Origin of the sequence: Halobacteriovorax sp. HLS (assembly GCF_004006665.1) — a bacterium.
Classification (GTDB): Bacteria; Bdellovibrionota; Bacteriovoracia; order Bacteriovoracales; family Bacteriovoracaceae; genus Halobacteriovorax.
On sequence record NZ_QOCL01000002.1, the window covers coordinates 1 to 24222 of the forward strand.

Below are 24222 nucleotides of genomic sequence, written 5' to 3' on the forward strand. Positions count from 1 at the left end.
AAGATTTAGTTACGCCAAGACTTTAATTCTTGATTACACTTCTTTTCTTTGGGATCTTCTCATCTTGATAATCAGCCGAAGCTTCATATCTTTAACTATTATTCGAATTTTAAAGAGCCGAAACAAATAAGTAAATGGTGGAGATGACAGGAGTTGAACCTGCGACCCCTTGCGTGCAAAGCAAGTGCTCTCCCAACTGAGCTACACCCCCGTGCTTCCAAAACCTACTGTGTTTCGATGTGAGACGTAATTTATGGGTTATCGGTCGAGCTGTCAACATACTTTTTAAATTAATTTGTGTTTTTTTACTTTTTTTTACATAATCTTAGGGAGCATATTTATTGAGTTAAGGCTCTGATAATACAACTCATTAGCCCAGACTAATTTGTGCTATAAAATATATTTAAAATTGGTAAATTTATGACTTTAAAATACATTTCTATTCTTTTTATTCTCTTCTCTTTTCTTTCTTGTGATCAAAAGTCGAAAAGTATAGCTCCTAATGACTTAAGTTCTAATCAAACTATTACTTCGAAAGACCTAAAGGTCGATGAAAACGGGCTCTCTCAGGCACAAGTAATACTTCGAACAGCTAAGGGAAATATTGTTTTTAAACTATATCCTAAAGAGGCTCCTAACAGTGTGACTCGATTTATAACTCTAGTTCAAAAAGGGTTCTATGATGGATTACCTTTTCATAGAGTTGAGCCTAGCTTTTTAATTCAAACTGGTGACCCAACAGGCTCTGGTAAAGGGGGAAGCGGGCAAATGTTAAAAGCAGAGTTTAACAAACTTCAACATATAAAAGGAACTGTTGCATTAGCGAGAGATCCGAAAAACGAAGATAGTGCAGATTCACAGTTTTATATTACTCTAACTGCACTTCCACACTTAGATTCAAATTATACTATCTTTGGTCAAGTAGTAGACGGTTTAGAGGTTTTAGAACTAATTAATTTGAATGATAAAATAATAACCATTTCTTTACAGTTATAATTAATTTCCCTAGAGGTTTCGACTTAAAAAAATGAAACCTCTTCCATTTTTCTATCTAAAGAATTAACGATATTTAAATTAGTGATCTGTGATTTCTATTATGAAAAGCTGTTTTCTTTTCTAATAAATAACTACTCTTAGAAAAGTATTAATAAAAAAAGCCATCAATTATGATGGCCTATTTTTTTTGAATTTAGAATTGATGAAAGTAGTTTAAAAATAATAAGAGAAGAAATAATACCTAAGATAATCCATGATGAATCTATTCTAAGGTTTTTTTGAGCTAAGCCCTCTCCTGGAGAAAGGACTTTTTCTTCAATCGTATTTTCCACTTATCTAAACATTGATTCAGCAATTAAAACTGCTGCGTACAAGAAAGCAGAACAAGGAACAGCTGCAATATATTTCAACCATTTTGTATCTTCATTTAAATGCATATAAAAATAAGCAACTAAGAAAGCCTTACCAAGAGCTAAACCAACCAGCGAAGAAGCTTTCAGAGAATAAGCGACACTTAACTCAGGAATAATTAATTCAACTCCAGTTAAAATTGCTAATGCAAAGAAAATTATTATATATAATTTTTTGTGACTATGGTGATGAGTTTCAGACATTATATTTCCCCTTATCTTTTTTCACTACTGTTTACTAAAAGACCGACATCAATCATCATTTTATTAATACCGTTCTTATCTGTTGAATAATATTCTCTAACGTATCCATTCCAATCGACTAAAACAAATTTCTCACTATGAGCTATATCCATCAAGGTAACTTCCTCTCCATTAAGGTTTCCTACCATAGGCTCACGCTCTCCCATTGGTACCTTAAAGCCATCTATTATAACACTTCGTAAATCTTCTTTACGACCTGTTAAAAACGTCCAAACGAAAGGATTTGCCTTACGCTTACGAGCATACTTATGTAAAACTTGCGGAGTATCTACTTCTGGGTCAACAGAGAAAGTTACGATAGCAATTTTTTGACCTAACCCTCTAACTCTCTTTTGAATTAAGTCCATTTTCTCCATTAGCGCTGGACAAGTTGTCGGACAACTAGTGAACATAAACCCTGCGATATACAACCTTCCCTTTAAGTCTTTACTTCCGAATGGCTTATTAAAGCTATTCGTTAAGCTGTACTCTGGAACTTTATACATTTTAGGCAGTGGTGGCGGAAGTGTTCTATTTACTGATTTAATTATTGGATAACTGAACAAGAAGGCACTTAAAAGAAACCAGAAAAGCTTGCTTAGTACAAGCTTTTCAATAAGTGTGTTTTTTCTAATGAAGCCAGTTCTTGTCGTCATTATATTATTTACCGTATGCCTTATTAGAATTTTTAATTTCTTCCATTAAAACTTTACGTGCATCAGTATCTTTTAATTCTGTTAAACTTTTTACGTAGTAAGCAACGGCCCAGATCTGCTCGTCAGTAATAGTGTCTTTCCAAGCAGGCATAGATGTTCCACCTACTCCAGCAGCAAGACGAAGAGCAAGTTCTTCAACTGTGTTCGCACTTCTTACAAGGTCCCATGTGAAGTCAGGCGGAATATTTTGAAATCCCCACTCTGTTTCTTGAGGCTTTTGTGTATAAACCTCCATATCGATCTCTCTTGGGTTCTCACCAGAAAGCTGACCTAGTTCCTTAAGACCAACATACGCTCTATGACATGATTGGCAGTTCGCCTCTCCGTGATAAATTTTCTTACCTTTTTCAATCGCTGCAGTCTTGTGAGCTATACCATACGGATCTTTTACGAGCTGTACTTCAGCTCCTAAGTCCTTATCCTTTCCTTCCCAAACTTTAGGTGCGAAAGTTTTAATATATTGTACAACCGACTCTTTTTGATCTTCAGAAAGATCCCAAGGCAACATTGCAGTCCCAGTTAGCCCTTTATCTAAAAGAGTAAATAAGTGCTTATCGTGTACTAATTCACCAGAAGGGACTAATCCAAACTTAAAGATACCTGTAGTGAAATCTCTTGGTGGTACCTTCATACCTTTAGAAGCTACACCTTTTCCATCTCCATTAACGCCATGGCAAGGCATACAGAATTCGGTATAGAGAGTTTTACCTTTATTCAAAGTTTTTGCTGTTACAAATTTACCGCCAGCAAAAATCTTATCCTCACGAAAGTGACTTTCGCTACAAGATGTTAGAGCACCAAGTAATAAAAAAGTTAAGGTTAACTGAGTAATTTTCTTCATGTTTTTCCTCTATATTAGAAACAAAGTTACATACATAATAAGCCACACAATTCCTAAGAAATGCCAAAATTTACCTACGTTAATCACGCGGTTTTCATAACTAGGAATCATCACACCTACTTTAAGAGTAGGTAATAAATAAAATAATGCCATCCACGCCACTATTACGTGTGCAGCATGAACCCAAGTAAAAGAATAAATAATTGACGGGAAAATCCCATCTTGAACATATATTCCTTTAGAGTGTAGGTCAGTCCATAACAACACCTGAGATGCCATAAATGAAAAACCTAAAAATATAGTTGCAAAGAACCATATTTTCTTTTCTTTACCCTCACTAAAGAATAAAGAATCAAACTTCCACATAGTAAAACTGCTCATCATAATAATCACAGTGCTCAATGTCGGAAGAAATAAATCAATTCTTTCAAAGCCCATCGGAGGCCATACATCAGAAGTAATTCTAAAAACTGTAAATCCTAAGAAGAAAGAAGCAAATAGCATAGAAAAAGTGACTAGAACGACTGTCATAGCAATGGAAGAAGTTAACCTTCTTCCATATCTTTCCTTCGTCATAGTATTCATGCTGATTGCTTCACTCATATTAAGACTTCGCTAATTCTTCAGTTTGAAATTGGAAATCCACATCTCCAGTAAGAGCAGGGTTTCCATATTCATGAGGTCCACACTTAACAACAGGGATGTCCTTAAAGTTGTAGTGAGGGGCCGGAGAAGGAATAGTCCATTCCAGAGTTCCTACTTCCCAAGGGTTTGCACTAGCTTTTTCTTTCTTAAAGAAAACAGCATGAACAAAGTTAAACACAAAAATAAATTGAGCTAATCCCATTGTTATTGCTGACCAAGTGACAAAAGTATTTATATCAATCATTCTCTGTGCGAATTCATAGATAAATGGGTTATAAAGTCGCCTATGCATACCTGCATAACCAACAATCATCATCCCCATAAAGATTCCATTTAAACCAAGAATAGTTATCCAGAAGTGAACTTTTGCCCAGAACTCATTCATCATAGTTCCAAACATCTTTGGCATCCAAAAGTAAGTAGCAGCAAAACCACCCAAAAGAACCGAAGCGGCCATTGTGTAGTGAAAGTGACCAACTACAAAATAAGTATCATGTAAGTAAAGGTCTGTTGTTACAGTTGCAAGGTATAATCCAGTAAGACCTCCAAGCCCAAATACAAATACTACACCTAATGAAAATAACATTGGTGAGTGAAATCTAATCGAACCTTTCCATAGTGTCCCTAGCCAATTTGCGAAGAAAATTGCAGACGGAATAGAGATAGTCATAGTTAGTGTCATGAATGATTGAGTCAGAAGTGGAGACATCTGAGTCGTATACATGTGGTGACCATAAACAACTGTTGAAAGAATAGTAATAGTTGTCATAGAAAGCGCAGTCGCTTTTGCTCCAAATGCTGGCTTTCTTGAAAAGAAAGACAGTAGATCAGACACAATTCCCCACGCCGGAAGAATAAGGATATAAACTTCAGGGTGACCAAAAATCCAAAAAACGTGTTGGAATAAAATTGGATCACCTGTTCCAGAAGTTGCAGCTGCTCCAGCGAGGAAGAAAGCTGTTCCGAAAACTCTATCAAATACTAAAAGTAAACATCCTGCTCCAAGAACTGGTAAGAAGATAGCATTTAAAACTGCTGTCAAACCAAGGCCCCATATTGATAATGGCATATCAAAGTATCCCATACCAGGTGCTCTTAAGGTAATAATAGTAGTAATATAGTTAATTGCACCCATTGTTGAAGAAACACCTAAAACAAAAATTGCCAGTGTCCACAACGTCTGTCCCACGCCAGGGGAACCAATCAAAGTAGAAAGAGTTGGGTACGAAGTCCAACCACCAGCTGCCGCTCCAAGAGGAGTAAATAGTCCAGCAAGTAATAAAACTCCAGACAATGCAGCTAAATGAAATGAAAGCATATTGAGTAATGGGAATGCCATATCTCTTGCGCCTATCATCAACGGTATTAGATAATTTCCAAAACAGCCAATTAGGATAGGTGTTATCGCATAGAAGATCATAATCGTTCCATGCATCGTAAATAGCATCGCATATGTATCGGCCGGAACTACTCCGCCAGTCGCTGGGAATAAGAAATTTCCTAGGATAGGAAAAGCTTGTCCAGGGAATGCCAGAGTCCAACGAATCATTAGGGCCATTATCCCACCGATTCCTAGAAAAAGGATTCCGTACCAAAGAAATTGTTTTCCAATTACTTTATGGTCATAAGAAAAAATATACTTAGACAAAAAAGTAGTTGGCGCATCGTGAATATGTTGTTCATAAAAAGCCATGGCCTTATATCTCCTTAAAAATTAAATTCGTTCTTACCAGTTCCAAGGCCATCCCCAATATAGATCTGCATTTTCGCGATCATTTTGGGCAATAGCTTTTTCTTGAGCTTCTTTAAGCCAAATATCATAGTTCTCTTGAGTATATGAAGTTAAATAGGCTTTCATTCTATAGTGATAAGTTCCACACATTTCCGCACAAGCAATGTTGTAATAACCATCTTTAGTTAATTCAAACCAAAGTCTAGTAACTCTTCCTGGAATTGCGTCAACTTTTCTACGAGTATTTGGAAAATAGAGAGAATGGATAACATCTTTAGAAACTACTTGAAATAGCACTTTTCTTCCTACAGGAAGTCTAAGATCGTTAAGCTGAACAATGTCATCGTCAGTGTTAAAAACTCCATCTTTACCTTCATATCTAAAGTGCCAAGCCCACTGTTGAGCCATTACCTGTATACGAAGAGGCTTCTCATCTTCTGTCGGCCACTTAGCAAAAACATTTACATAATCATCATTCGAAATTCTTGTAATATTCATATCAATTCCAATGAAAACTGATAGTGCAATTACACATGAAATGATTACGTGGATCTTTTTATCTCCGTAAGTGTAGTAAGCCTTCTTGTTTCTTTTTGCACTATAGAAGTACGAGAAACCAAAAAGACCTGCACACACCAATCCAAAGAAAAAGATGTTCATGTAAGTCGTGTAGTTGAATAGCCAATCAATAAGATGGCCATTTACAGAGATGTCCTCAGGAGCTTGCATTTGCTCCCAGAGTGTCCAATTTTTTGCAGTGTTAGAAACCACAGTGGATAAAACAGTCATAGATAAAACCCTTCAATACGCTATGAAGTTAAAATTACTAAAAAATATATATTCTAAATCAGTATATTCTATATATAAAAGCATGATTTTTCTAGGTTCTTCTACTACAGAATTCAATTAAAGAAAATTAAAGAAATCAAAAGTAGTGGTAAATAGATAATCGATGCCCAAAAATATGTTCTCGCCCAAGAGAGAACTGCGTCATGATCCTTAATAAAAAATCCAAATGACGATAAAATTAAAAACGAAATCCCACAAACTGAGGCTATATTTCTATAAGTAACACTCGAAAACCCAATCCAGTAAGGGCTTAGAGAAACTAGTACCAATATAATAGTATAGAGAAAAATATCTCTCTTTGATTTAGAGAAACCAATTTTATTTGGATACACTTTTATATTCGCAGCATCATAATCCTTGGCGTGATACATCGCAATGGCCAAAAAGTGCGGAATCTGCCAAATGAATAATATTGAAAATAGAGCTACGGACATAGCATCAATTTTGCCGGTAACAGTTGTCCAACCCATAACCGGCGGAATTGCTCCAGGAATTGCTCCAACAAATAGTGCCGCTTCGCTTTTTAATTTCATCGGAGTGTAAGCAAAGAGATAAAGAACGGCAGCTATTAACGAAAGTATCATCGTTGGCCAATTAACAAAAATAACAAGAAGTGGAAGAGCAATCGCCAGTAATGAATAACCTATAAAAAGTGCAACTCCAGGTTTCATTCTACCAGAAGGAAGAGCTCTATTCTTTGTTCTCTCCATATTCTTATCAACGTCACGCTCAATGTAACAATTAAGTGTCGTCGCCGCACATACAACCATAGTCATTAAAACGAGCGATAAAATGGCCTTAAAGAAATTGATATTCCCGGGCGCCGCAAAGATACCGACAGCAATAGTTATAACAACAAGGGTTCCTAGCCTGAGTTTAGTGATCTCTAAAACATCACTAACAAAAGTGTGCCTGACTTCGCCAAAAAGATTCAATTCTAGATTCCTGACTCTATTTCTTAGGGACCATAGGTTCCAGATAATCAAACAGGCACTGGCAAGATGAAAAGTTGTAGGAAAAACACTTATATTTGATTTCGAAACAATCGCACCAGAGATTGCTTGTAAAATAATAAGAAAGATTAAACTAGCACTGTGAAGAAGAATACTGACTCTAAGATCTTTAGAAAGCGTATTAGTTCTCATGGCCATCAAAAATACTCTCATACCATTCCAAACAACAACTACAAAAGCGAGTAATGCAACATACCTGTGCACTAAGTTTATTTGAACCTTAGGGTTTAATGACCAATATAAAATTTGCGTGGTCTCCCTTTCAAAACACTGAAAAATAGATGTACCTAATCCACATATATTACCGGCCCCACTATGCCTCATGACAGCACCGAGAAAAACCTGAATTGCAACAATCGAGATAGAAAAGAAAATCCCATCTCTAATCATTGGATTATATGTTTTCTGCAAAGCAGTTTTATCATCAGAGGATAGAAAATTTCCTTCAAATATGAGCTTCCACTCATTTTTTAAACTAAGAAGACAGCAAAAGAAAATTAAACTAAAAGCAAGATGAGTTGTAGAGATTAGTGTCGGTAATTTGTATAAGAAAGTGGAAAGACCTAGGCCACCTTGAAACAAAACGAGCATAAATGTCGCTAAAGAAAATCTATATAGTCTAGGGTGACTTTTCTTATAGCTCCTGCATTTTATAAAAACCCCCATTGAAAAAAATCCAATTAACGAAGCTATAACTCTATGCATTTGCTCTAAGAAAGATCCTTGGCTAGTAGTGTTAACTAGTTCTCCATAGCATAATGGCCAGTCGGGGCAACTAAGTGCCGAACCAGTATTATGGACCAGGCCTCCTAAAATAATAAGGAGATAAGTTAGAAATATCGTTAAACTTAGAATTAATTTCATGAAAACTTTTTATACTCTCTTAGTTATCACACTTCAAGAGTTGAAGACTTAGATACGATTGATAATAAGTAATACTGAGCAGAAACAAGCATTAATCCAAACAGAAGATGAGGAGGTTGCACCGCTGCAGGAAATCCTCCATAGGAAAGAGTTACACCCGAGACAATATTAATTCCTAAAAGAAAAAGACAAATATTAACCCAGCCCTTGATTAAGCTATGCTGAGGCTTTAATGATCGACAATTTCTAAATAGAATAAAACTAGTTACCACTAGTAAAAGAGAAAAAGAGCGGTGAACTAAAAATACAACACCTAATTTTCCAATCCAAGTTTCTCTGGCCATTGCTCCTAAGGAGTGACTTATATGATCAATCTCTTCACGAACTTGTGTACCTAGAACTATCTGAACAGCACTAAGAAAAATAATGAAGATAATTAACTTTTTCATACTCTTACCAATATTTTGATCCAAGTATGCTGATAATTGATCATTTGCACTTTCAATTTTTGCTTGCAGTAAAATAAAGATCGTCACTACTGCCATAAGCATATGCAGGGTTATAATAAAAGGCTTTAAATGCGAAGCAACAACCACAGCACCTAACCATCCATTAAAGCCTACGGCAAACACAGATGCCCAAGATAAAATTGTCACTTTCTTATTCTCTTGCCAGTAGCTATGGGAAAAGAAAGCAAGAATAATAACAAATATTCCTGTAGTTGCTCCAACCAGTCTATTTATATACTCTGTCCAAGTTTTTATTGGACTAAAGTCAGCTATAATCTTTCCTGCAACCTTAAATTGGTCCTTATAATCTAAAGGAAGTTGTGAAATATCCGTTGGTGGGATCAATTTACCAAAACATGTTGGCCAATCAGGACAACCTAGACCAGAGCCAGTACTTCTTACTAAACCACCTACTAAAATAAGAAAGAAAACAGTAAAAATACAAAGATTAAGCATCTTTTTAAATAGTTTTTGCTTCTTATTATCCATCCTCTTTCCCCTTCATTTAGAAGAGAACAAATATCAAAAATAAGACTAATGAGCAATTTTACTACACTAGTAATTATAAAGAGTTAGTTAATAATTAGATGGACTCAAATATTTTTCATAATCAGTATTTTTATATACTATTTACATCTAACAAGGTGAGAAAATGAAAACACACGAACCAGTATATTATGGCGAATACTTAAATCTAAACAAGCTTCTCGATTGCCAACATCCAAAGTCTAAAGATCATGGAAATGAAGCTCATGATGAGACTCTATTCATTCTAGTTCACCAAGTTTATGAATTATGGTTTAAGCAAATACTTCATGAACTAAAGTCAATAGTGACTTTATTTTCTGGTAAGACAGTTGATGAGAAGGATCTTTCTAAAGTTGTTGCAAGGCTTGAGAGAATTACAAAAATACAAGCTCTTCTTGTCGATCAACTCGGTGTTATGGAGACAATGACACCAATGGACTTTTTAGAGTTTAGAGATTTGCTTGTACCTGCTTCAGGTTTTCAAAGTGTTCAGTTTAGAGAGGTAGAAGTTTTAATGGGTCTAAAGACCAATAACAGAAAAGCTGTAGATAGAGAGTATTTTCTCGGAAGGCTTAATGACGAGGACAAAGCAAGAATAATTGAAATAGAAAAGTCTCCTTCTCTACTAGAGCTAACACAAGCTTGGCTAGAAAGAATTCCATTTACTAAGATCGAAGGATTTAACTTTTGGGATGAGTACGAAAAAGAAATTGATAAAATGCTAGATTATGATGAGAAAATTATTCATCAAAATCAGGCCAGTTTAGATTCTCGAGCAATGGCCATGCAGATAGAAAATTTAAATGCGACAAGAGAAACATTCTCATCTCTACTTAATGAACAAAAACATAATGACCTTATAAAGTTAGGTAGAAGATCTTTATCAAGAACGGCGACAATGAATGCTCTTTTTATTTTATTATACAGAGAAGAGCCTATATTACATCTACCATATAAATTCTTAACAGCACTAATGGACATAGACGAACTATTCACGACCTGGAGATATAGACATGCTCTTATGGCGCAAAGAATGCTTGGTACAAAAATTGGAACTGGTGGATCTTCTGGACATCACTATTTAAAAATGGCTGCAGAAAATAATCGTGTTTATAACGATCTTTTTAATTTATCAACCTTCTTACTTCCTTCTTCGAAATTACCTAAACTTCCTAATGAAGTTAAAATTAAGCTAGGTTATCACTTCAATGAGTAATTATAGAAAGTACTTTTCAAATTTTCTAAAAAAGAATGAAGGCATAGGGCACTTTGCTTGCCACAGTCATCACTACTGGCCTGATTGCACCAAAGACGCACAGTTAGATTACTGGGAAGACTCCTGTGATCTTGTAGATAATAAGTGGGAAAAAATATTTTCTAAAAAAGTTCCCAATGTCCAAAAGCTTTTATCGGAAGTACTAGACTTTGATAGGCCAAGCGATATTGCTTTTGCTCCAAATACTCACGAACTTGTATATAGAATACTCAGCTCATATCAGAAGAAGATATCCTTACTTACAACTGATTCAGAATTTTATAGCTTTTCAAGACAACTAAAGAGATTAGTCGAACTCGATATGATTGAAGTTAAAATAGTACCGACTTTTCCTTTCCATAATTTTGAAGAAAGATTTCTAGATGAATCAAAAAATAACTACGATATTATTTTCCTTTCACAAGTATTCTTTAATTCAGGCCTATGTCTAGAGAATTTCGAACAATATATTTTAACGTTACTCACAACGAACTCACAAATTATAGTTGATGGTTATCATGGATTCATGGCCGTACCAACGAATCTATCTAAAATTGGTGATAAAATATTCTACCTTGCTGGATCATATAAATATGCAGGAGCAGGTGAAGGTTGCTGCTTCACGACCATTCCTAAAGACTGCTCTTTTACGCCAAGAAATACAGGATGGTTTGCTGATCTCGAAAACCTTGATAACTTAGAATTAGAAAAAGTAAGTTATCCTGACAATGGTCTGCGTTTTGCCGGCTCAACCATGGACTTTAGCGCACTCTATAGATTAGAAAGTGTTTTAGAATTATATAAGAAGGAATCAGTAACAGTATCGAATATTCATGATCACGTTATTGAATGTCAAAATAGATTTATAGAATCTATGAAAAAAGAAGATCACTCTTTATTAAATTCTAAAAATTTAATACTTCGAAATATAAATTGTCATGGTCACTTTTTAACATTTGATCTTCCAGACAGTGAGACAGTTATCGCTCTCAAGAAAAAGCTAGAGTCAAAGGGAGTGGAAACTGATTCAAGAAAGAATAGGCTTAGATTTGGGTTTAGTATTTATACAGATTTAAACTATGAGTTTTCGAAAATATTTAAAGATTAAAATTATTAAGTATCAAGAAAATTAAAACTCCCGTAATAGAAACATATATCCATATCGGAAATGTTATCCTTGCAAATTTCTTATGCGCACTATAATTCTTTTTAAAAGCATTCCATAGCGTAGAAAGAACTAAAGGAACCAAAGGTATTGATAAAACAATATGACTAATTAAAATGCTAAAATAGACATATCGAATTGTGCCTGTTGCTAAGAACTTAGTGTCACCATGAAAATGATGATAAAGAATATAACTTACAACAAATAAAAATGAACTAATCGTTGCAAGTAACATGCACATAATATGCGCTGCTTTTTTATTCATTTTAATTAGAAAATAACCTGAAACCAAGAAAACAAAACATACAGAGTTCAAAAGAGCATTTAATGCAGGAAGAGAGGCGACCCACTCCCCACTAGCTGCCGCGGGTGTTTTAAAATAGATTAACCACACTAGAAAGCCAATTACGATTGAACTGAGTGTTGCAATAACAATATAAGGTTTTTGAGAAGAATTAGTTTCTTGTAGCATCTTCAAGTTGTTCGTTGAAGTTTCTGTGCTTAATAATCAAACGATAAATAAAGTAGAATGGAATATAACAAAGAGCTATAAATCCCATCAAAATGTAAACTAAGTACTTATCCTTAGGGTTATTCATAGAACCTGCACAACCTGGACAGGCCATTGCAGATTCAAGAATAAAAAGAAATGCTATAAATAGCTTTGCGTAAAAGTATTTCATTAAAGCAGGTAGATAAAAGTAAAAACTAGAATCCAAACGAGGTCAACAAAGTGCCAAAACAGTCCCGCTAATTCAAGTAGAGTGTAATCACCCTTATCAAATCTTCCATCATATGCAAGCTTCCACATATAACAAAGATAAGTTACCCCAGTAAAAACGTGTAGACCGTGAAAACCTGTAATAGAGAAGAACGTTGAAGCAAAGAGGTTATTACCTTTAGTGTATGTACTAAAAGTCATCCCCATTTCATGCATTAAGTGATAGTACTCGTATACTTGAATACCAAGGAATAATGCTCCACCTATAATAGTTATCCCAAGCCAATTCAATATTCCCTGACGATCTCTTTGTTTACATGCATCGATACAAAGTACCATCGACACTGAAGAACAAATTAGAATAAAAGTCATAATCCCAGAAAGAGTAACTCCACCAAGGGCCTCAACAGGATTTGGCCAATCAACCGCAGTCCATCTTAAAACAGCATAAGCAATTAAAAGACCAGAAAATGACATTCCATCTGTACCAAGAAATAGCCACATCCCAATTTTATTTGGACTAGCTTTTCCGAATTCCGGATCATTTGGATAATCAATAATTCCATCGTGTGCCACAACTTCGTTACTGTGTCCTGCCATATATTACTCCTAAGTTCACTCAAATTGTGAATTAAAGAACTAGGCCTACTAAAGGCCTAGAAATTTATTTATCTAACGGTGAAAGTTTATCTTCACCAATTTCTAATAAGTATTTAACTAAAGCATTCTTTTGTTTCTCAGCATCTCCACCAAGAATTTCAGTGTCCATACTTTCTCCGTCTTCCCAGAAAGATGGCATTAAAGTTCCTGGCATAATTGCTTGAGGATCTGATAACCATTTCTTAATCCAAGAAGCTCTTAACCTTCTCTTCGCAAACTTTAAGTTTGGAGCAGTTGGTTCAGATGGACTTCCCTGAAGACCAGCGTGACATGAATTACAGGCCAATGACTCAACCAATTTAACAGCAGCTTGTCTCTCACCTCTTTCCCAAACAACTGGCTTAGAGTTGTCTTCAAAAGTTTTTTGCTTTTCTTTATGCTGGAACATCGCAACTAGCTTGTTTTTTTCTTCATTACTTAAGTTAAATGAAGGCATTCTAATTGGATTAGAAGCGAAGTCCTTATCCCAGTATCTTATTGGATACACATTTCCTAAGAAGTTCTGTAACCAATCAGACTGTACTCTATGACCTTGCCCAACTAGACGTGGAGGTCCTTGATTAATATCTTCATCGTATATTTTTAAGATATCACCGAAGTCTCCATCAATTTGGTGACAACCGATACAGTTGTACTTAGTAACAACTTTCATCCCTTCAGCTACAACGGCTTCATCTTTATCAAGTTGTTTAACACCTGTTGCAGGAACTTTATCTGAAACTTGTCCCATTAGAGCAACAGTAATATCATCAGCTTGTTTTTCGGTCATGTAAAACTGAGGCATTCTTAAAAGATCTTTAAATGGTTTATCTGCACCATTGTCCCAACGTCTAGGATTTATTAAATGAGCTTTAACCCAAGCATCTCTTGAATGAGCAACCTTCTCATGTCCAAAACCAAATTGAGTTAGTGGCTTAGAACCTAGTTTAGTTAATTCAGGACCAATAGGAGCTCTTCCCTCAAACCCTTCTATATTATGACATGAGTAACAACCATACTTTCCAATAGATCTATAACCTAGCTCCATTGTTCTATCGTGATCGCTCATCTTTTCAAGCCTTGCTTTTGCTACTTCTACAGGCTCGAAAGCTGCGAAATACTCAACAAGTAGATCGTCTCTAACTTTAGTATCAAGAGGCTCGAACCTAAGTTCTTCAAACTTCTTATTCTTCTTAGACATTAAATAAGCTGCAATATCATTAGCTTCTCTATTTGATAGTCTAAATGAAGGCATAATCGTGTCTTCTTGATAATGAGATGGTTTTAATAACCAAGACACCATCCAATCATGACTCTTAACTTTAGAACCAATTCCATCTAAGTAAGGACCTACAAAAGCATCTACTTTCTTAGATTCTGGTGCAAAGTCTTCAACTCCGTGACATCCCATACAACCGACTTCACGAACAAGCTTCTTACCTCTGGCAGTATTACCACCAGCATATTTAGCAAAAGGCTTATAGTCTTTTGACTTTTCGTAAACATAATCGGCCATTGCATTTACTTCAGTAATATTCTTTTTAACAAATTCCGGCTTATCGTTATTTGTCTGATTAAAGAACTGAGGCATTTTCGCATGCTTATTAAATGACTTTGGTGACCATACCCAATTCTTAAAGAATTCTTTATCCAATTTAGAAGCAACTTTTTCTAAACTTGGCCCTGGCTTTCTATTATGTTCCCAACCTTCGATTTTATGACATGCATAACAACCGAACTTTCTAATATTTCTCTTACCATCATTAACAACAGTTGCCTGTGGAATGTATTCAACATTGTCGTGACATTTTACACAACCAGCTTCGTACTGACCTCTTCTAAACTGAACGATAGGTACTTTATGTGGCTCATGCCAGTTATACTTTTCTTCCCATTCTTTTTGTTGTTCCTCATCTTTTGGCATGTGAGCAGCAGAATTAAAGTCATTAACTCTATGTCCTTCTCCACCATGACAAGTAGTACAACCAAATTGTTTCATTGGGTGAATCCCTTTAGCTCCAACCATAAGGTCTAAGTTAGGGTGAGTTTTATAAGGGTTCTCTTGATCTTCATAACCTTCATCGGCGATGAAAACGTGACAAGTCATACAACGATCAACCTTAGGAACATGTCTAAAGTATCTATCGTCTGTAATATTTTCTAAAACAACTTGTTGTATCTTTAGAGTTGGATCTAAGAAGTCAACAAAAGGCATATTTCTAATTGCGAAGATCGGATCCATTTTAAGCTTATCTTTTGCTTTTAAAAGTAAGTCTCTCGTTCCAACTATCTTGTCGATACTTCTTTCTGTATCAGTAACTTCTTTATTATAAGTAGCAATCTGTCTTGTTATAGACTTCTCTTCTTTTTGAAGTTGCTTCATTCTTTCAGAAGATTCTGCAAATTCTACCTTAAGGCCTTGCAGTTTTTTATAAAGCTCTTTCGCGTTCGGAGCATGTTCTGCATGTGCTACACCATATTGGAAACCAACAGCAGATACTTGCGAGTTAGCAATACCCTTAACGATCGTTTCGTTTTGAATATCTTTTTTAATAAGATCAAGTGTAGCCTGTGCTTTGGCAATTTTATCTTTTCTATCTTGCACAGTCTTTCTAGAAGCTTCGAGTTGCATCTCAAACTTTTCAAGCTTCTCTTTATTGATCTCACCTTCAGCTGCTTCGATTTTCTTAGCAATCTTTTCTTGCTTAATTTTCATTCCTTTTAACTGCACGGCTTTCCATGGACGAATATAATCATCTAGAAAAACCCAAACAACAGTCACCAAAAATGCAACAGAAAGAAATGCAAAGATCTTGTTAAGTGTTTGCATGTTAAAAGCCATACCTGGCTCTTGCTTTTTGCTCATCGCTTATTTCCTTTTTTCACTATCAGTGTTTTTACTACAGGTTAAGTTCCCACTCTGGTAGTGCAACAATATACTTTAAATTAATTAACCATCTTAAAACCATCTTTATTGGTAAACTCATCATAATTATGAATAAGAAAATAAAGATGTAATATCTAATCGCTCCAGACTTTTCCATTAAGTCCTTTCCAAGCTTTGTCTTAAGAGAAAGCAGAGGCAGAGCAACCATGTAGAGTACTGTTAAGATAATCCCGAAAATCTCTCTAATTACAAGATTTTTAGGCATCGGTACATTTAGAATTTTAATCCAAATATATTCAGATAGATTCACGTTATATTCTGCAACAACTTTATGGAAATCCCAGTACTCAAAAGGTCCGTAGAAAGTCCAGTTTGGTCCACGCAGAAACGTTCCAACAATAATAAGGTAGATCCATAAAACTAACCATCCATATAAGAACGAAGTAATTGCGAGTTTTCTTTCACTAAATGTATAGTAACCATTTCCTTTAGGATTCGTATCAATATATGGAATTGCAATCAAACCAACAACAATGATTCCAGGAAGAACAACACCGGCCATCCAAGGATCAAAGTAAACAAGCATTTCTTGTAGACCAAGAAAGTACCATGGAGCTTTGGCTGGGTTTGGTGCCCAAGTTACGTTAGCTGGCTCTTCTAGTGGAGCCTTAAAGATAATCGCCCAAACGACTAGAAAAATAGTCGTAGCAATCATTACAAATAATTCGTTATATACTAGGTTTGGCCAACTCCATACTTTTTCCTTATTCTCAGGTAAAGCTTCAATTGGGCAAAGTCCTTGCTCAATTCTCTTATCGTTTTCAGCACACTTATAAAGAGTGAGCCACGTAAGAAAACAAATTAAAATTATAATAATATTGATAGGAATATTATCCGGCCAAAGAACAATTGCCAAAAAGTTTGGATCAGCCAAAAACCATCCAACAACTGGTATTGAAACAATAACAGACCAAACACCAAATTTCTTAGTTCCAATAACTTTGTAATACCTAATCATCAGGAAGAACAAAATCGTAAAGATCGGGAATGATCTAATAGGATCCGCTAACCAGTTAATTAATTCTTTCATTTCTTATCCTTAAAAAATTATTCTCTAACTAAAGTGGAGCCGAGATTCCACCGTCTTTTCTAACACGCCAAAAGTGAACAGCTATCAACACACCAACAACAAGTGGGATAAATACACAATGAAGAATGTAGAATCTTAATAACGCTGGCTCTCCAACGAAACGACCCGCTAGTAACTGAAAGCGAACGTCGTTCTTGTCAGACACCATAACGAAATCACCAATTTGCGCTAAAGCCGCACCTGGACCACCATGCCCCATAAACGGAGTCGCTTTCGCCATGTTCGAACCAACGGTAATGGCCCAAATTGCAAGCTGATCCCATGGAAGAAGGTAACCTGTAAATGAAAGTAAAAGAGTTAGTACAAGAAGAATAACACCAATCCCCCAGTTAAACTCACGTGGTGGTTTATACGAACCTGTCATAAAGACTCGGAACATATGAAGCCACACGGTGATAACCATGGCATGGGCACCCCATCTATGTATCTCCCTCATTATCCCTAAAGGAACGTGCTCCTTAAGAGCAATAATATCGTTGTATGCATATTCAGCAGTTGGCCTGTAATAGAACATTAATAAAAGTCCTGTTACTGTTAACGCTAAGAAAATGAAGAAAGTTAATCCACCCATACACCAAGTATAACCAAGTTGAACCCCTGATTTTTTTAACTTAATTGGATGCAAGTGTAAGAATACATTTCCTGCCACAACGCTAGCTCTGTTACGAGCATTGTCTGGTGGTCCATGTCTGAAAATTGATTTCCAAACTTGTGTTTCTCTAACTTTCTGTGCCAAACCTTTTTCTGACATCTTTATCTACCTTTGAACTAGTAATTATTACTATCGATTAAACGCTTATAAATGAATCTGGGTGATCCCACTGACCTTTTTCTGAACGATAAACCTTAGTCTTATCAACCTTAATCGTTCCTTCTGCAGTTAGTGATATCTTGTATCTTTCCAATGGTCTTGGAGCTGGTCCCTCAAAGTTTACTCCAGTCATATAATAACCAGAACCGTGACAAGGACACTTGAACTTTAATTCAGCCGGTAGCCAGTTCGGAACACAACCAAGATGAGTACAGATATTTGAAAGAGCAACAAGTTTACCTTCTTGCTTTACCATCCATACACCAAATCCGTTCTTCCATCTCTCATCAACACCTTCCTCATAATCAGCCGGAAAGCCTGCAATGAAATCCATTTCTGGCTCAAAGTTAACGTTAGGATACGAGAAACGAAAAGCTAAGCTCGCTAGACCAGCACATGCTGCTGTAAAAGAAATCCATGCAACAGACAGGTAGCTAAAAAACTCTCTTCGATTCAAACTCTTTTTTAAGTCTTCACTCATTCTTAAACCTTTTAGAACAAACTTTTTAACCCCGAAAACCAAGCTTATTAAGACTTCGATTTCGAGGTTTATTAATTATTAAAATTTTAAAAAAATTACGTAGTTAGATTATGCAAATAATGTCTTAATTTTTCAATGAATTTAAGACTTGTTGTGCTTTAGTTGTAACTTTTGGGTTATTATCCCTCGTAACAACGTCTTGCACAACACTATTTAATCTTGACCACTTAACTTTCTCTATAGCACTCAATACATTTAGTTTTAAGTTTCCAACCTGATTTACGTCAAACCCCTTTCTATCAGAGTTAAAGAGTAAATCCTGAAGCACTGTAAGAGCTGCTTCATTTTTATAATAAATTAATGCTGTTGCTGCAGAGTATCGAACAGCAACACTTTCATCTTTTAGGCTTGCAACGACAAGTGACTCTAAAGATTCAACCTTATGAGTTCCAGCAGTCAGAACTACGGCCTGTCTTAAAGCGTGATCATCAGAGCTAAAAAATGGCTTCAACTTCTCCCAATCCACTGTAGAAGAGTCTGCGAGATTGCCCAATGCTACAAGTGCGTGAAACTTAACATCAGGACTCTCATCTTCAAGCGCCATTGTTAAAGAGGGTACGACCTTCTCATGCTTAAGAGCTCCAAGAGCAACAACAACAAAGTCGCGAGTTCTTGGATCAGGACTATTTTTATAAACGTCAGTTAGGCTTTCCACTAACCAAGGAATGTCTTCCTCAGGAATCTGCGAAGAGGCAATCTTTTTACTTAGTTCAAAAGCAGCTATCCACTTATTACCAAATGCCTTTGATTGAAGTTCGTGAACATGGTCTTTATAAGATGTTTCGGTAGACAACATCTTAGTTACACCAAAAATGATCAATGCGCCCACCAATACGATGGCTATTGGAACAACAAGACTTCCTAGAAAAGGGTTTTCAAGTAATTTTTTATCACCCTTTAAAACTAGCTTCTTTGGTTCATCATTATTTTCATTCATGGAATTGAGCCTTTTCAATTGCCTACTATTAGATTATGTTCAGTTTCGATTATTTAATGTTTTTACTAACAAATCTACACAGCTATGACAATTGAATTAAAGCTAATCGAGATCAGAAATGGCAAACCTTCTTAGAACATTAATACTTATTATGCTTTTATCAGTGCTACTCACTGCAGCAAAGGCCCTTGGCTATGACCTTGTGAATCTTTCACATATTCATTTGGCAATTATGGTTTTTATCTACACTATTTTTGCGCAGGCTTTTGTAATGTTCTATTTCATTGGAGTATCTAGGCTAGTAAATAATATTCATATGATTCTTCACTCTGAAAATAACTTGGCAGAACTTTTTGAAGAAGCACCAGAAGACCTTGCTCCTTATAAAAAGAAGGTTGAAAGATTTGTTCACGATGCAGATCTTTGCAAAAGACAAACTATTCCATGGACTATGCTTATGTTAATTCTCGGAATGATTGGTTTTCTTCTTGGCGGAGCTCACGACACAGGACTTGTTGCTAAAACGACTCACTCTGGAGTTATTTATGGCTTTCTTGCCTCTATGGTTATTGGCTTTTTCAGACAGTGGTACTACCTTGGAAAAAGCCATACTTTACTACGTAAAGTAAAAGGCCTATTTGAAATTCCAGACGGACAAATGTAACTATTTCTTTTTATCACAACCGCCAGTTGCTTTATCTAACGGAGAACAATAACCTTCCTTCTTTTTCACTTTATTGTAAATTTCTTGGCTATTCTTGTTAATATTCTCAGAGGCTTTTTTCTGATTAGCAGTTGAGCAAGAGCTCACTGTAGTTGCAAAAGTCATCAATATTAAAATTCTTACAATCTTTTTACCCATATAAATACCTTATTTTTTCCTGGCGGATTTCGTACTGTTCTAGTTCTACTTTCAAAAATTACTGTCTCATCGACTTCACTAACTTGTGCCATAAACTCTTGCAAATTAACTCTAGGAACATAGAGATTATAATAATAACCTCCAGGAACTGACAAGCCCGGCTTAACATTATCAACCTGAGTTATCTTATACTTTGAAAGGAGTTTATCAAGATTACTTCTAACTTTGCCAGTATCTACTGATTTCATCATCACTCTGTAAACTTTCGTATTACCATAGCGTGAATCTCTATAACCTCTATTTCTTAATTCTTCATAATTGGACTGTTCTAAATCAACGACTTCAAAGTTCTTAGGCAAAGAATCCATAGAAGTTAACACAACTTCAGACTCCACATCATACCTATTTTCATCAACTAAAACTTCCCCTAGCTGGCTTGCCGTATCATCAACTTTTTCAAGATCACTAATATTTAAGTCAAAGTTTTCTTCGACTTCTTTATCATTTGATTTAAATGTTAAACTCTTATCAAGCCAAGTAAACTGTGGTTCATAAATACTAATTTTTTCGGTTAGATATTTTTCGAAATTTTCATTTCCATATTTTAAAACGAAGAAAATTGCGCTACCAACAACGAGTAAAGCAAATACTTCTAGAATAAAGATGGCCTGCTTCTTTAAAGTTGCTTCCTTGCGAATCTTCTTTAAGTTAAATTCAGGATAAAATAAATCTTTTTTCATTTTACTTAAAAAAATCGACCACTCATCATAGAGAGTAACTTCCAATGAAGGCATAATTTCTTCGTCATGACTTCCGCGAACAATTTCGTCTAAATGATACTTAGAGTTTAAATCTTTATAAGATAAGTAAATATTCTTTGACGCTTTATTACCAACCTGAAAACTTTCAGAAAACTGATCCTCTAAGTGTGGAAAAACTTCGATAAAGAAAAGTCTTAGAATAGAAGCTGTCTCAGAAACACTTATAGAAAATTCTTTAGAAAGACGTAAAACAGAAATATCCTTTGATATGAAAACAAAGCTGATAAACTTCTCTCTCATCCATTGAAACCAAGAAATTATCGGACCGACTTTAGTATTGGTAGTAGCATATTCAAAACGCTGAGAGATTTGCTCTAATGAAAGACCATCCAAGAAGAACAGATTCCAAAACTCTTCAAATTCGTTATGAAATCGTCCTTGCCAAGTGATAGACTCAAGATTCAAACCGAGCCAATTTCTAAAGGCCTCGTAATCATCTTTATATATAAAAATATTATCCATTAACCTAACTATGCCTCTTTAAAAGAACAGCAATCCCTTGACCACCACCGATACAAGCTGACGCTATTCCAAATTCTCCCCCAGTGGAATGTAATTGTCTAGCAAGAGTGAGAGAAATCCTCGTTCCAGAGGCACCAAGAGGATGACCTAGTGCAACTGCTCCCCCCCAAATATTAAGCTTATCCTCATCAAGACCTAGATCTTTAACACAAGAAAGCGTTTGGCCAGCAAAGGCTTCATTTATTTCAACAAGATCTATCTGCTCTAAAGTCATCTTATTTCTAGATAAAATATTTTTTATAGCAGGAGAAGGACCAATTCCCATAATTGTTGGGTCAACGCCAACAACTTCTCCATCAACAATTTCTGCCAGCGGAGTTAATTTATTATCAATACAAAATTGTCCCGACGCTACTATCACCGCAGCAGCACCATCTACAATTCCTGAAGCTGAAGCTGCTGTTACAACTCCACCATCCTTAAATGCTGCTCTTAGATTATTCATATCTTCTATAGAAGCTGACTCTCTTAAGTGTTCATCTTTTTCACATGAACCTCTCTTTAACTCAACAGGAGAAATTTCACCCTGTAAGTGTCCATCAGCATAGGCCTTCGCTGCTTTTATGTGTGAGTTTAATGCGAAAACATCACATTCAGACCTAGTAACTTTAAATTGCTCAGACAATTTTTCGGCAGTTATTCCCATTGGAGAATTAGTATATTTATCAGTTAAAGAATCAAGTAACATATCTACATTCTTTAAAGCTCCGTATTTGGTACCAAATCTTGCTCCATAAGTTAGATGAGGAACTAAAGACATATTTTCAGAACCAGCAGCAAGTACACACTGGGCCTCTTTCATTTTAATTAATCTAGAAGCATCGAGGATTGACTGAATACCTGAGCCGCAGAGTCGGTTAACAACATAGCCTGGTGTTTCAACTGGACACCCTAATTTTAGAGCTAAGTGTCGTCCACCATAGATAGTATCTGTAGTAGAAGGAACGACATTACCTAAGATAACATGTTGAATTTTCGAAGGATCAAGGCCGATCTCATCAATTGCTGCCTTTGCCGCAGTAACAGCAAGGTCCACAGGGGAAATATCTTTTAAAGAGCCTCCAAATTTTCCAAAAGGAGTTCTCTTTCCATTTACCAGGTAAATTTTATCACTTTCAATAGATGCCATATTTTCCGCCTTGTTTAGAATGCATAGAATTCTGTAAAATTATAGTGTCGCAGGTAATGATTCTGCAAAACTTTTCTCAATGGGTCAAAAATGACAAATATAAACCAAGTTAAAGCTTCTCGCTTCCAGGAATCTGAGGAGAAACGGTTTAATTTAGCAGTAAAGAAACTCAGATCTGAACACAATAGAAAGTACACTTCTGAAGTAAAGAAGAACGAAGAGACTTTAAATAGACTTAACCAAGACTATGAGAAAAAAATAAATACTCTAGAACTAGAGTTAGAACAAAAGCTAACAGATGTTCGTAGTAAACAAAAAACTAACCTCTCACTAGAAAACGAAAGACTTAAAGAGGAACTAATGAACCTTAAAAAGGCCCATGGGGATCAAGTTAGTGAGATAAAAGAAACTCAAGAAAATGAGATTGAAAACCTCGTTCAAAATCATAAGAAAACAATTGAAAATGCGCGCCAAAAATACATCAAAGAAAAGATGAAATGGGACGCTGACGCATAATCCTTCTCCTGGAGATAAGTAATGGATTCAAATTCAAAAAAAGAAAGTGGTGTATTCATTAATGGTAAAGCACAGATTATTGAAATGCTTCAGATCATGCCAGAAGAAGAAAAAGCGACTCTCTTTAAAAATATTCAAATGAGAAACCCTCAACTCGCTGCAGAGCTAATTGAAAAAAGTATTTCATTTAATGATCTTTATAAGCTCAACGACTTTGACCTTAAAACTCTTACTCGTAGCGTTCACTCCGGTGTTTTTGGTGTAGCTATTCGTGCAAGCTCAGTAGAATTTCAAAAAAGAGTTTTATCACTTCTGCCACGAGAGTATGCCGAAAAAGCATATCACGCGATGAAAGCAAATTTAAGTAACGAGAATGATTCTATAAAGAAAGCCCGCGAGAAAGTTGTTCAAACAATAGGAACCCTTAACAGAAGACAGCAAATAAAGCTTAACTAGCTTCTTTAACTAGCTTCTTTCCTAAAGCAATTCTTACAATATTAGTCAGCCTTTCAATCTTGAAAGGCTTTTTCATAATATAAATTAAATTATCTTGGTCAAAGCCTATATCTGGGTAACTAGATAGAACTATTACTGGTGTCTCTCTATTTATAGTCTGATCCGACAACACCCTTTGAATAAATTCTTTTCCATCCATATTAGGCATATTAATATCAGTTATAATTAAATCGTATTTGCACGTTTTTGTCTTCTCAAGTGCATCAAGCCCATCACTAGAAGAAAAGTACTCCACTCTATTGCCCAAGAAGTCTTCAAGACAAAATCCAACAAAGTCTCTGATCTCTTCTTCATCTTCAACAACAAGAACTTTTAATCTATCTAACACAAGATACTCCTTAATTTATAAACTAATAATCTTTGCGGTATTTATTAAAAAAAGTTTAGTTAAAACGGGCTTTATA

Annotated in this window: 26 protein-coding genes and 1 tRNA gene; 6 read left to right on the plus strand and 21 right to left on the minus strand. The window is 35.6% G+C overall.

Annotated elements, in window-relative coordinates:
* Positions 1-135: 135 nt before the first annotated feature.
* Positions 136-211 (minus strand) — tRNA-Ala (locus DPQ89_RS03000).
* Positions 212-420: 209 nt separating this feature from the next.
* Between DPQ89_RS03000 and DPQ89_RS03005 the strand changes: the two genes are divergently transcribed.
* Positions 421-996, plus strand: a complete 576-nt coding sequence (locus tag DPQ89_RS03005) for a peptidylprolyl isomerase (protein ID WP_127715050.1) — start codon at positions 421-423, stop codon at positions 994-996.
* Positions 997-1328: 332 nt separating this feature from the next.
* On the opposite strand, the gene DPQ89_RS03010 is transcribed toward DPQ89_RS03005, so the two are convergent.
* From DPQ89_RS03010 to DPQ89_RS03045, 8 genes are all read right to left on the minus strand, one after another.
* Entirely contained in the window at positions 1329-1610 is a 282-nt protein-coding gene (locus DPQ89_RS03010; protein WP_127715052.1) for a cytochrome C oxidase subunit IV family protein, read from the minus strand.
* 11 nt (positions 1611-1621) lie between these two features.
* Positions 1622-2305 (minus strand): SCO family protein, encoded by a 684-nt coding sequence (locus DPQ89_RS03015; protein ID WP_127715054.1) that lies wholly within the window; start codon positions 2303-2305, stop codon positions 1622-1624.
* A 4-nt stretch (positions 2306-2309) separates the two neighbouring features.
* Positions 2310-3206, minus strand: coding sequence for a cytochrome c (locus DPQ89_RS03020; RefSeq protein WP_127715056.1), 897 nt, complete (start codon positions 3204-3206; stop codon positions 2310-2312).
* A gap of 9 nt (positions 3207-3215) precedes the next feature.
* The gene (locus tag DPQ89_RS03025; RefSeq protein WP_127715059.1) at positions 3216-3809 is read right to left on the minus strand and encodes a cytochrome c oxidase subunit 3; all 594 of its coding nucleotides are present in this window, start codon (positions 3807-3809) and stop codon (positions 3216-3218) included.
* A gap of 1 nt (position 3810) precedes the next feature.
* A complete protein-coding gene (locus DPQ89_RS03030; RefSeq protein ID WP_127715061.1) occupies positions 3811-5544 on the minus strand; it encodes a cbb3-type cytochrome c oxidase subunit I in 1734 nt (577 codons plus the stop codon).
* 33 nt (positions 5545-5577) lie between these two features.
* Positions 5578-6372: a cytochrome c oxidase subunit II gene (locus tag DPQ89_RS03035; RefSeq protein WP_127715063.1), complete on the minus strand. Its 795-nt coding sequence runs from the start codon at positions 6370-6372 to the stop codon at positions 5578-5580.
* Positions 6373-6485: 113 nt separating this feature from the next.
* Positions 6486-8309 carry a heme o synthase gene (gene cyoE, locus DPQ89_RS03040; RefSeq protein ID WP_127715065.1) on the minus strand — a complete coding sequence of 608 codons (1824 nt, stop codon included), beginning with the start codon at positions 8307-8309 and terminating at the stop codon, positions 6486-6488.
* A 26-nt stretch (positions 8310-8335) separates the two neighbouring features.
* Positions 8336-9307 (minus strand): heme A synthase, encoded by a 972-nt coding sequence (locus tag DPQ89_RS03045; RefSeq protein WP_127715067.1) that lies wholly within the window; start codon positions 9305-9307, stop codon positions 8336-8338.
* 163 nt (positions 9308-9470) lie between these two features.
* Here DPQ89_RS03045 and DPQ89_RS03050 point away from each other — a divergent pair, with 163 nt between their 5' ends.
* Positions 9471-10562: a tryptophan 2,3-dioxygenase family protein gene (locus DPQ89_RS03050; RefSeq protein WP_127715069.1), complete on the plus strand. Its 1092-nt coding sequence runs from the start codon at positions 9471-9473 to the stop codon at positions 10560-10562.
* Positions 10555-11709, plus strand: coding sequence for an aminotransferase class V-fold PLP-dependent enzyme (locus tag DPQ89_RS03055; RefSeq protein ID WP_127715071.1), 1155 nt, complete (start codon positions 10555-10557; stop codon positions 11707-11709). Before DPQ89_RS03050 ends, DPQ89_RS03055 begins: the two co-directional genes overlap by 8 nt.
* On the opposite strand, the gene DPQ89_RS03060 is transcribed toward DPQ89_RS03055, so the two are convergent.
* The 8 genes from DPQ89_RS03060 to DPQ89_RS03095 form a co-directional block, all read right to left on the minus strand.
* The gene (locus DPQ89_RS03060; RefSeq protein ID WP_127715073.1) at positions 11699-12238 is read right to left on the minus strand and encodes a DUF420 domain-containing protein; all 540 of its coding nucleotides are present in this window, start codon (positions 12236-12238) and stop codon (positions 11699-11701) included. The two genes, DPQ89_RS03055 and DPQ89_RS03060, sit on opposite strands and share 11 nt — an antisense overlap.
* Positions 12222-12449, minus strand: coding sequence for a hypothetical protein (locus DPQ89_RS03065; RefSeq protein WP_127715075.1), 228 nt, complete (start codon positions 12447-12449; stop codon positions 12222-12224). Before DPQ89_RS03065 ends, DPQ89_RS03060 begins: the two co-directional genes overlap by 17 nt.
* Positions 12449-13087 (minus strand): heme-copper oxidase subunit III, encoded by a 639-nt coding sequence (locus DPQ89_RS03070; protein WP_127715077.1) that lies wholly within the window; start codon positions 13085-13087, stop codon positions 12449-12451. The genes DPQ89_RS03065 and DPQ89_RS03070 overlap by 1 nt, the downstream gene beginning before the upstream one ends.
* A 64-nt stretch (positions 13088-13151) precedes the next feature.
* Positions 13152-15992: a c-type cytochrome gene (locus tag DPQ89_RS03075; RefSeq protein ID WP_127715079.1), complete on the minus strand. Its 2841-nt coding sequence runs from the start codon at positions 15990-15992 to the stop codon at positions 13152-13154.
* A 34-nt stretch (positions 15993-16026) separates the two neighbouring features.
* Positions 16027-17103, minus strand: coding sequence for a hypothetical protein (locus DPQ89_RS03080; protein WP_206611129.1), 1077 nt, complete (start codon positions 17101-17103; stop codon positions 16027-16029).
* Positions 17104-17131: 28 nt separating this feature from the next.
* A complete protein-coding gene (locus DPQ89_RS03085) occupies positions 17132-17914 on the minus strand; it encodes a cytochrome b N-terminal domain-containing protein (RefSeq protein ID WP_206611130.1) in 783 nt (260 codons plus the stop codon).
* A gap of 37 nt (positions 17915-17951) precedes the next feature.
* The gene (locus tag DPQ89_RS03090; protein ID WP_127715083.1) at positions 17952-18455 is read right to left on the minus strand and encodes a ubiquinol-cytochrome c reductase iron-sulfur subunit; all 504 of its coding nucleotides are present in this window, start codon (positions 18453-18455) and stop codon (positions 17952-17954) included.
* 124 nt (positions 18456-18579) lie between these two features.
* A complete protein-coding gene (locus DPQ89_RS03095; RefSeq protein WP_127715085.1) occupies positions 18580-19452 on the minus strand; it encodes a HEAT repeat domain-containing protein in 873 nt (290 codons plus the stop codon).
* Between the two features lie 118 nt (positions 19453-19570).
* Between DPQ89_RS03095 and DPQ89_RS03100 the strand changes: the two genes are divergently transcribed.
* Positions 19571-20116 (plus strand): hypothetical protein, encoded by a 546-nt coding sequence (locus DPQ89_RS03100; protein WP_127715087.1) that lies wholly within the window; start codon positions 19571-19573, stop codon positions 20114-20116.
* Here DPQ89_RS03100 and DPQ89_RS03105 read toward each other — a convergent pair whose 3' ends face one another.
* From DPQ89_RS03105 to DPQ89_RS03115, 3 genes are read right to left on the minus strand one after another with little or no spacing between them, the layout of a single operon-like run.
* Positions 20117-20314, minus strand: a complete 198-nt coding sequence (locus DPQ89_RS03105) for a hypothetical protein (protein ID WP_127715089.1) — start codon at positions 20312-20314, stop codon at positions 20117-20119. It abuts the gene before it with no gap.
* Entirely contained in the window at positions 20296-21597 is a 1302-nt protein-coding gene (locus tag DPQ89_RS03110) for a hypothetical protein (protein ID WP_127715091.1), read from the minus strand. Before DPQ89_RS03110 ends, DPQ89_RS03105 begins: the two co-directional genes overlap by 19 nt.
* A gap of 4 nt (positions 21598-21601) precedes the next feature.
* Positions 21602-22786 (minus strand): thiolase family protein, encoded by a 1185-nt coding sequence (locus tag DPQ89_RS03115; protein WP_127715093.1) that lies wholly within the window; start codon positions 22784-22786, stop codon positions 21602-21604.
* Positions 22787-22876: 90 nt separating this feature from the next.
* Here DPQ89_RS03115 and DPQ89_RS03120 point away from each other — a divergent pair, with 90 nt between their 5' ends.
* Both DPQ89_RS03120 and DPQ89_RS03125 read left to right on the plus strand, forming a co-directional pair.
* Entirely contained in the window at positions 22877-23302 is a 426-nt protein-coding gene (locus DPQ89_RS03120; protein ID WP_127715095.1) for a hypothetical protein, read from the plus strand.
* A 21-nt stretch (positions 23303-23323) separates the two neighbouring features.
* Positions 23324-23758 carry a FliG C-terminal domain-containing protein gene (locus DPQ89_RS03125; protein ID WP_127715097.1) on the plus strand — a complete coding sequence of 145 codons (435 nt, stop codon included), beginning with the start codon at positions 23324-23326 and terminating at the stop codon, positions 23756-23758.
* Here the strand turns inward: DPQ89_RS03125 and DPQ89_RS03130 are convergent.
* Entirely contained in the window at positions 23751-24146 is a 396-nt protein-coding gene (locus DPQ89_RS03130) for a response regulator (RefSeq protein WP_164848238.1), read from the minus strand. The genes DPQ89_RS03125 and DPQ89_RS03130 overlap by 8 nt on opposite strands.
* Between the last annotated feature and the right edge of the window lie 76 nt (positions 24147-24222).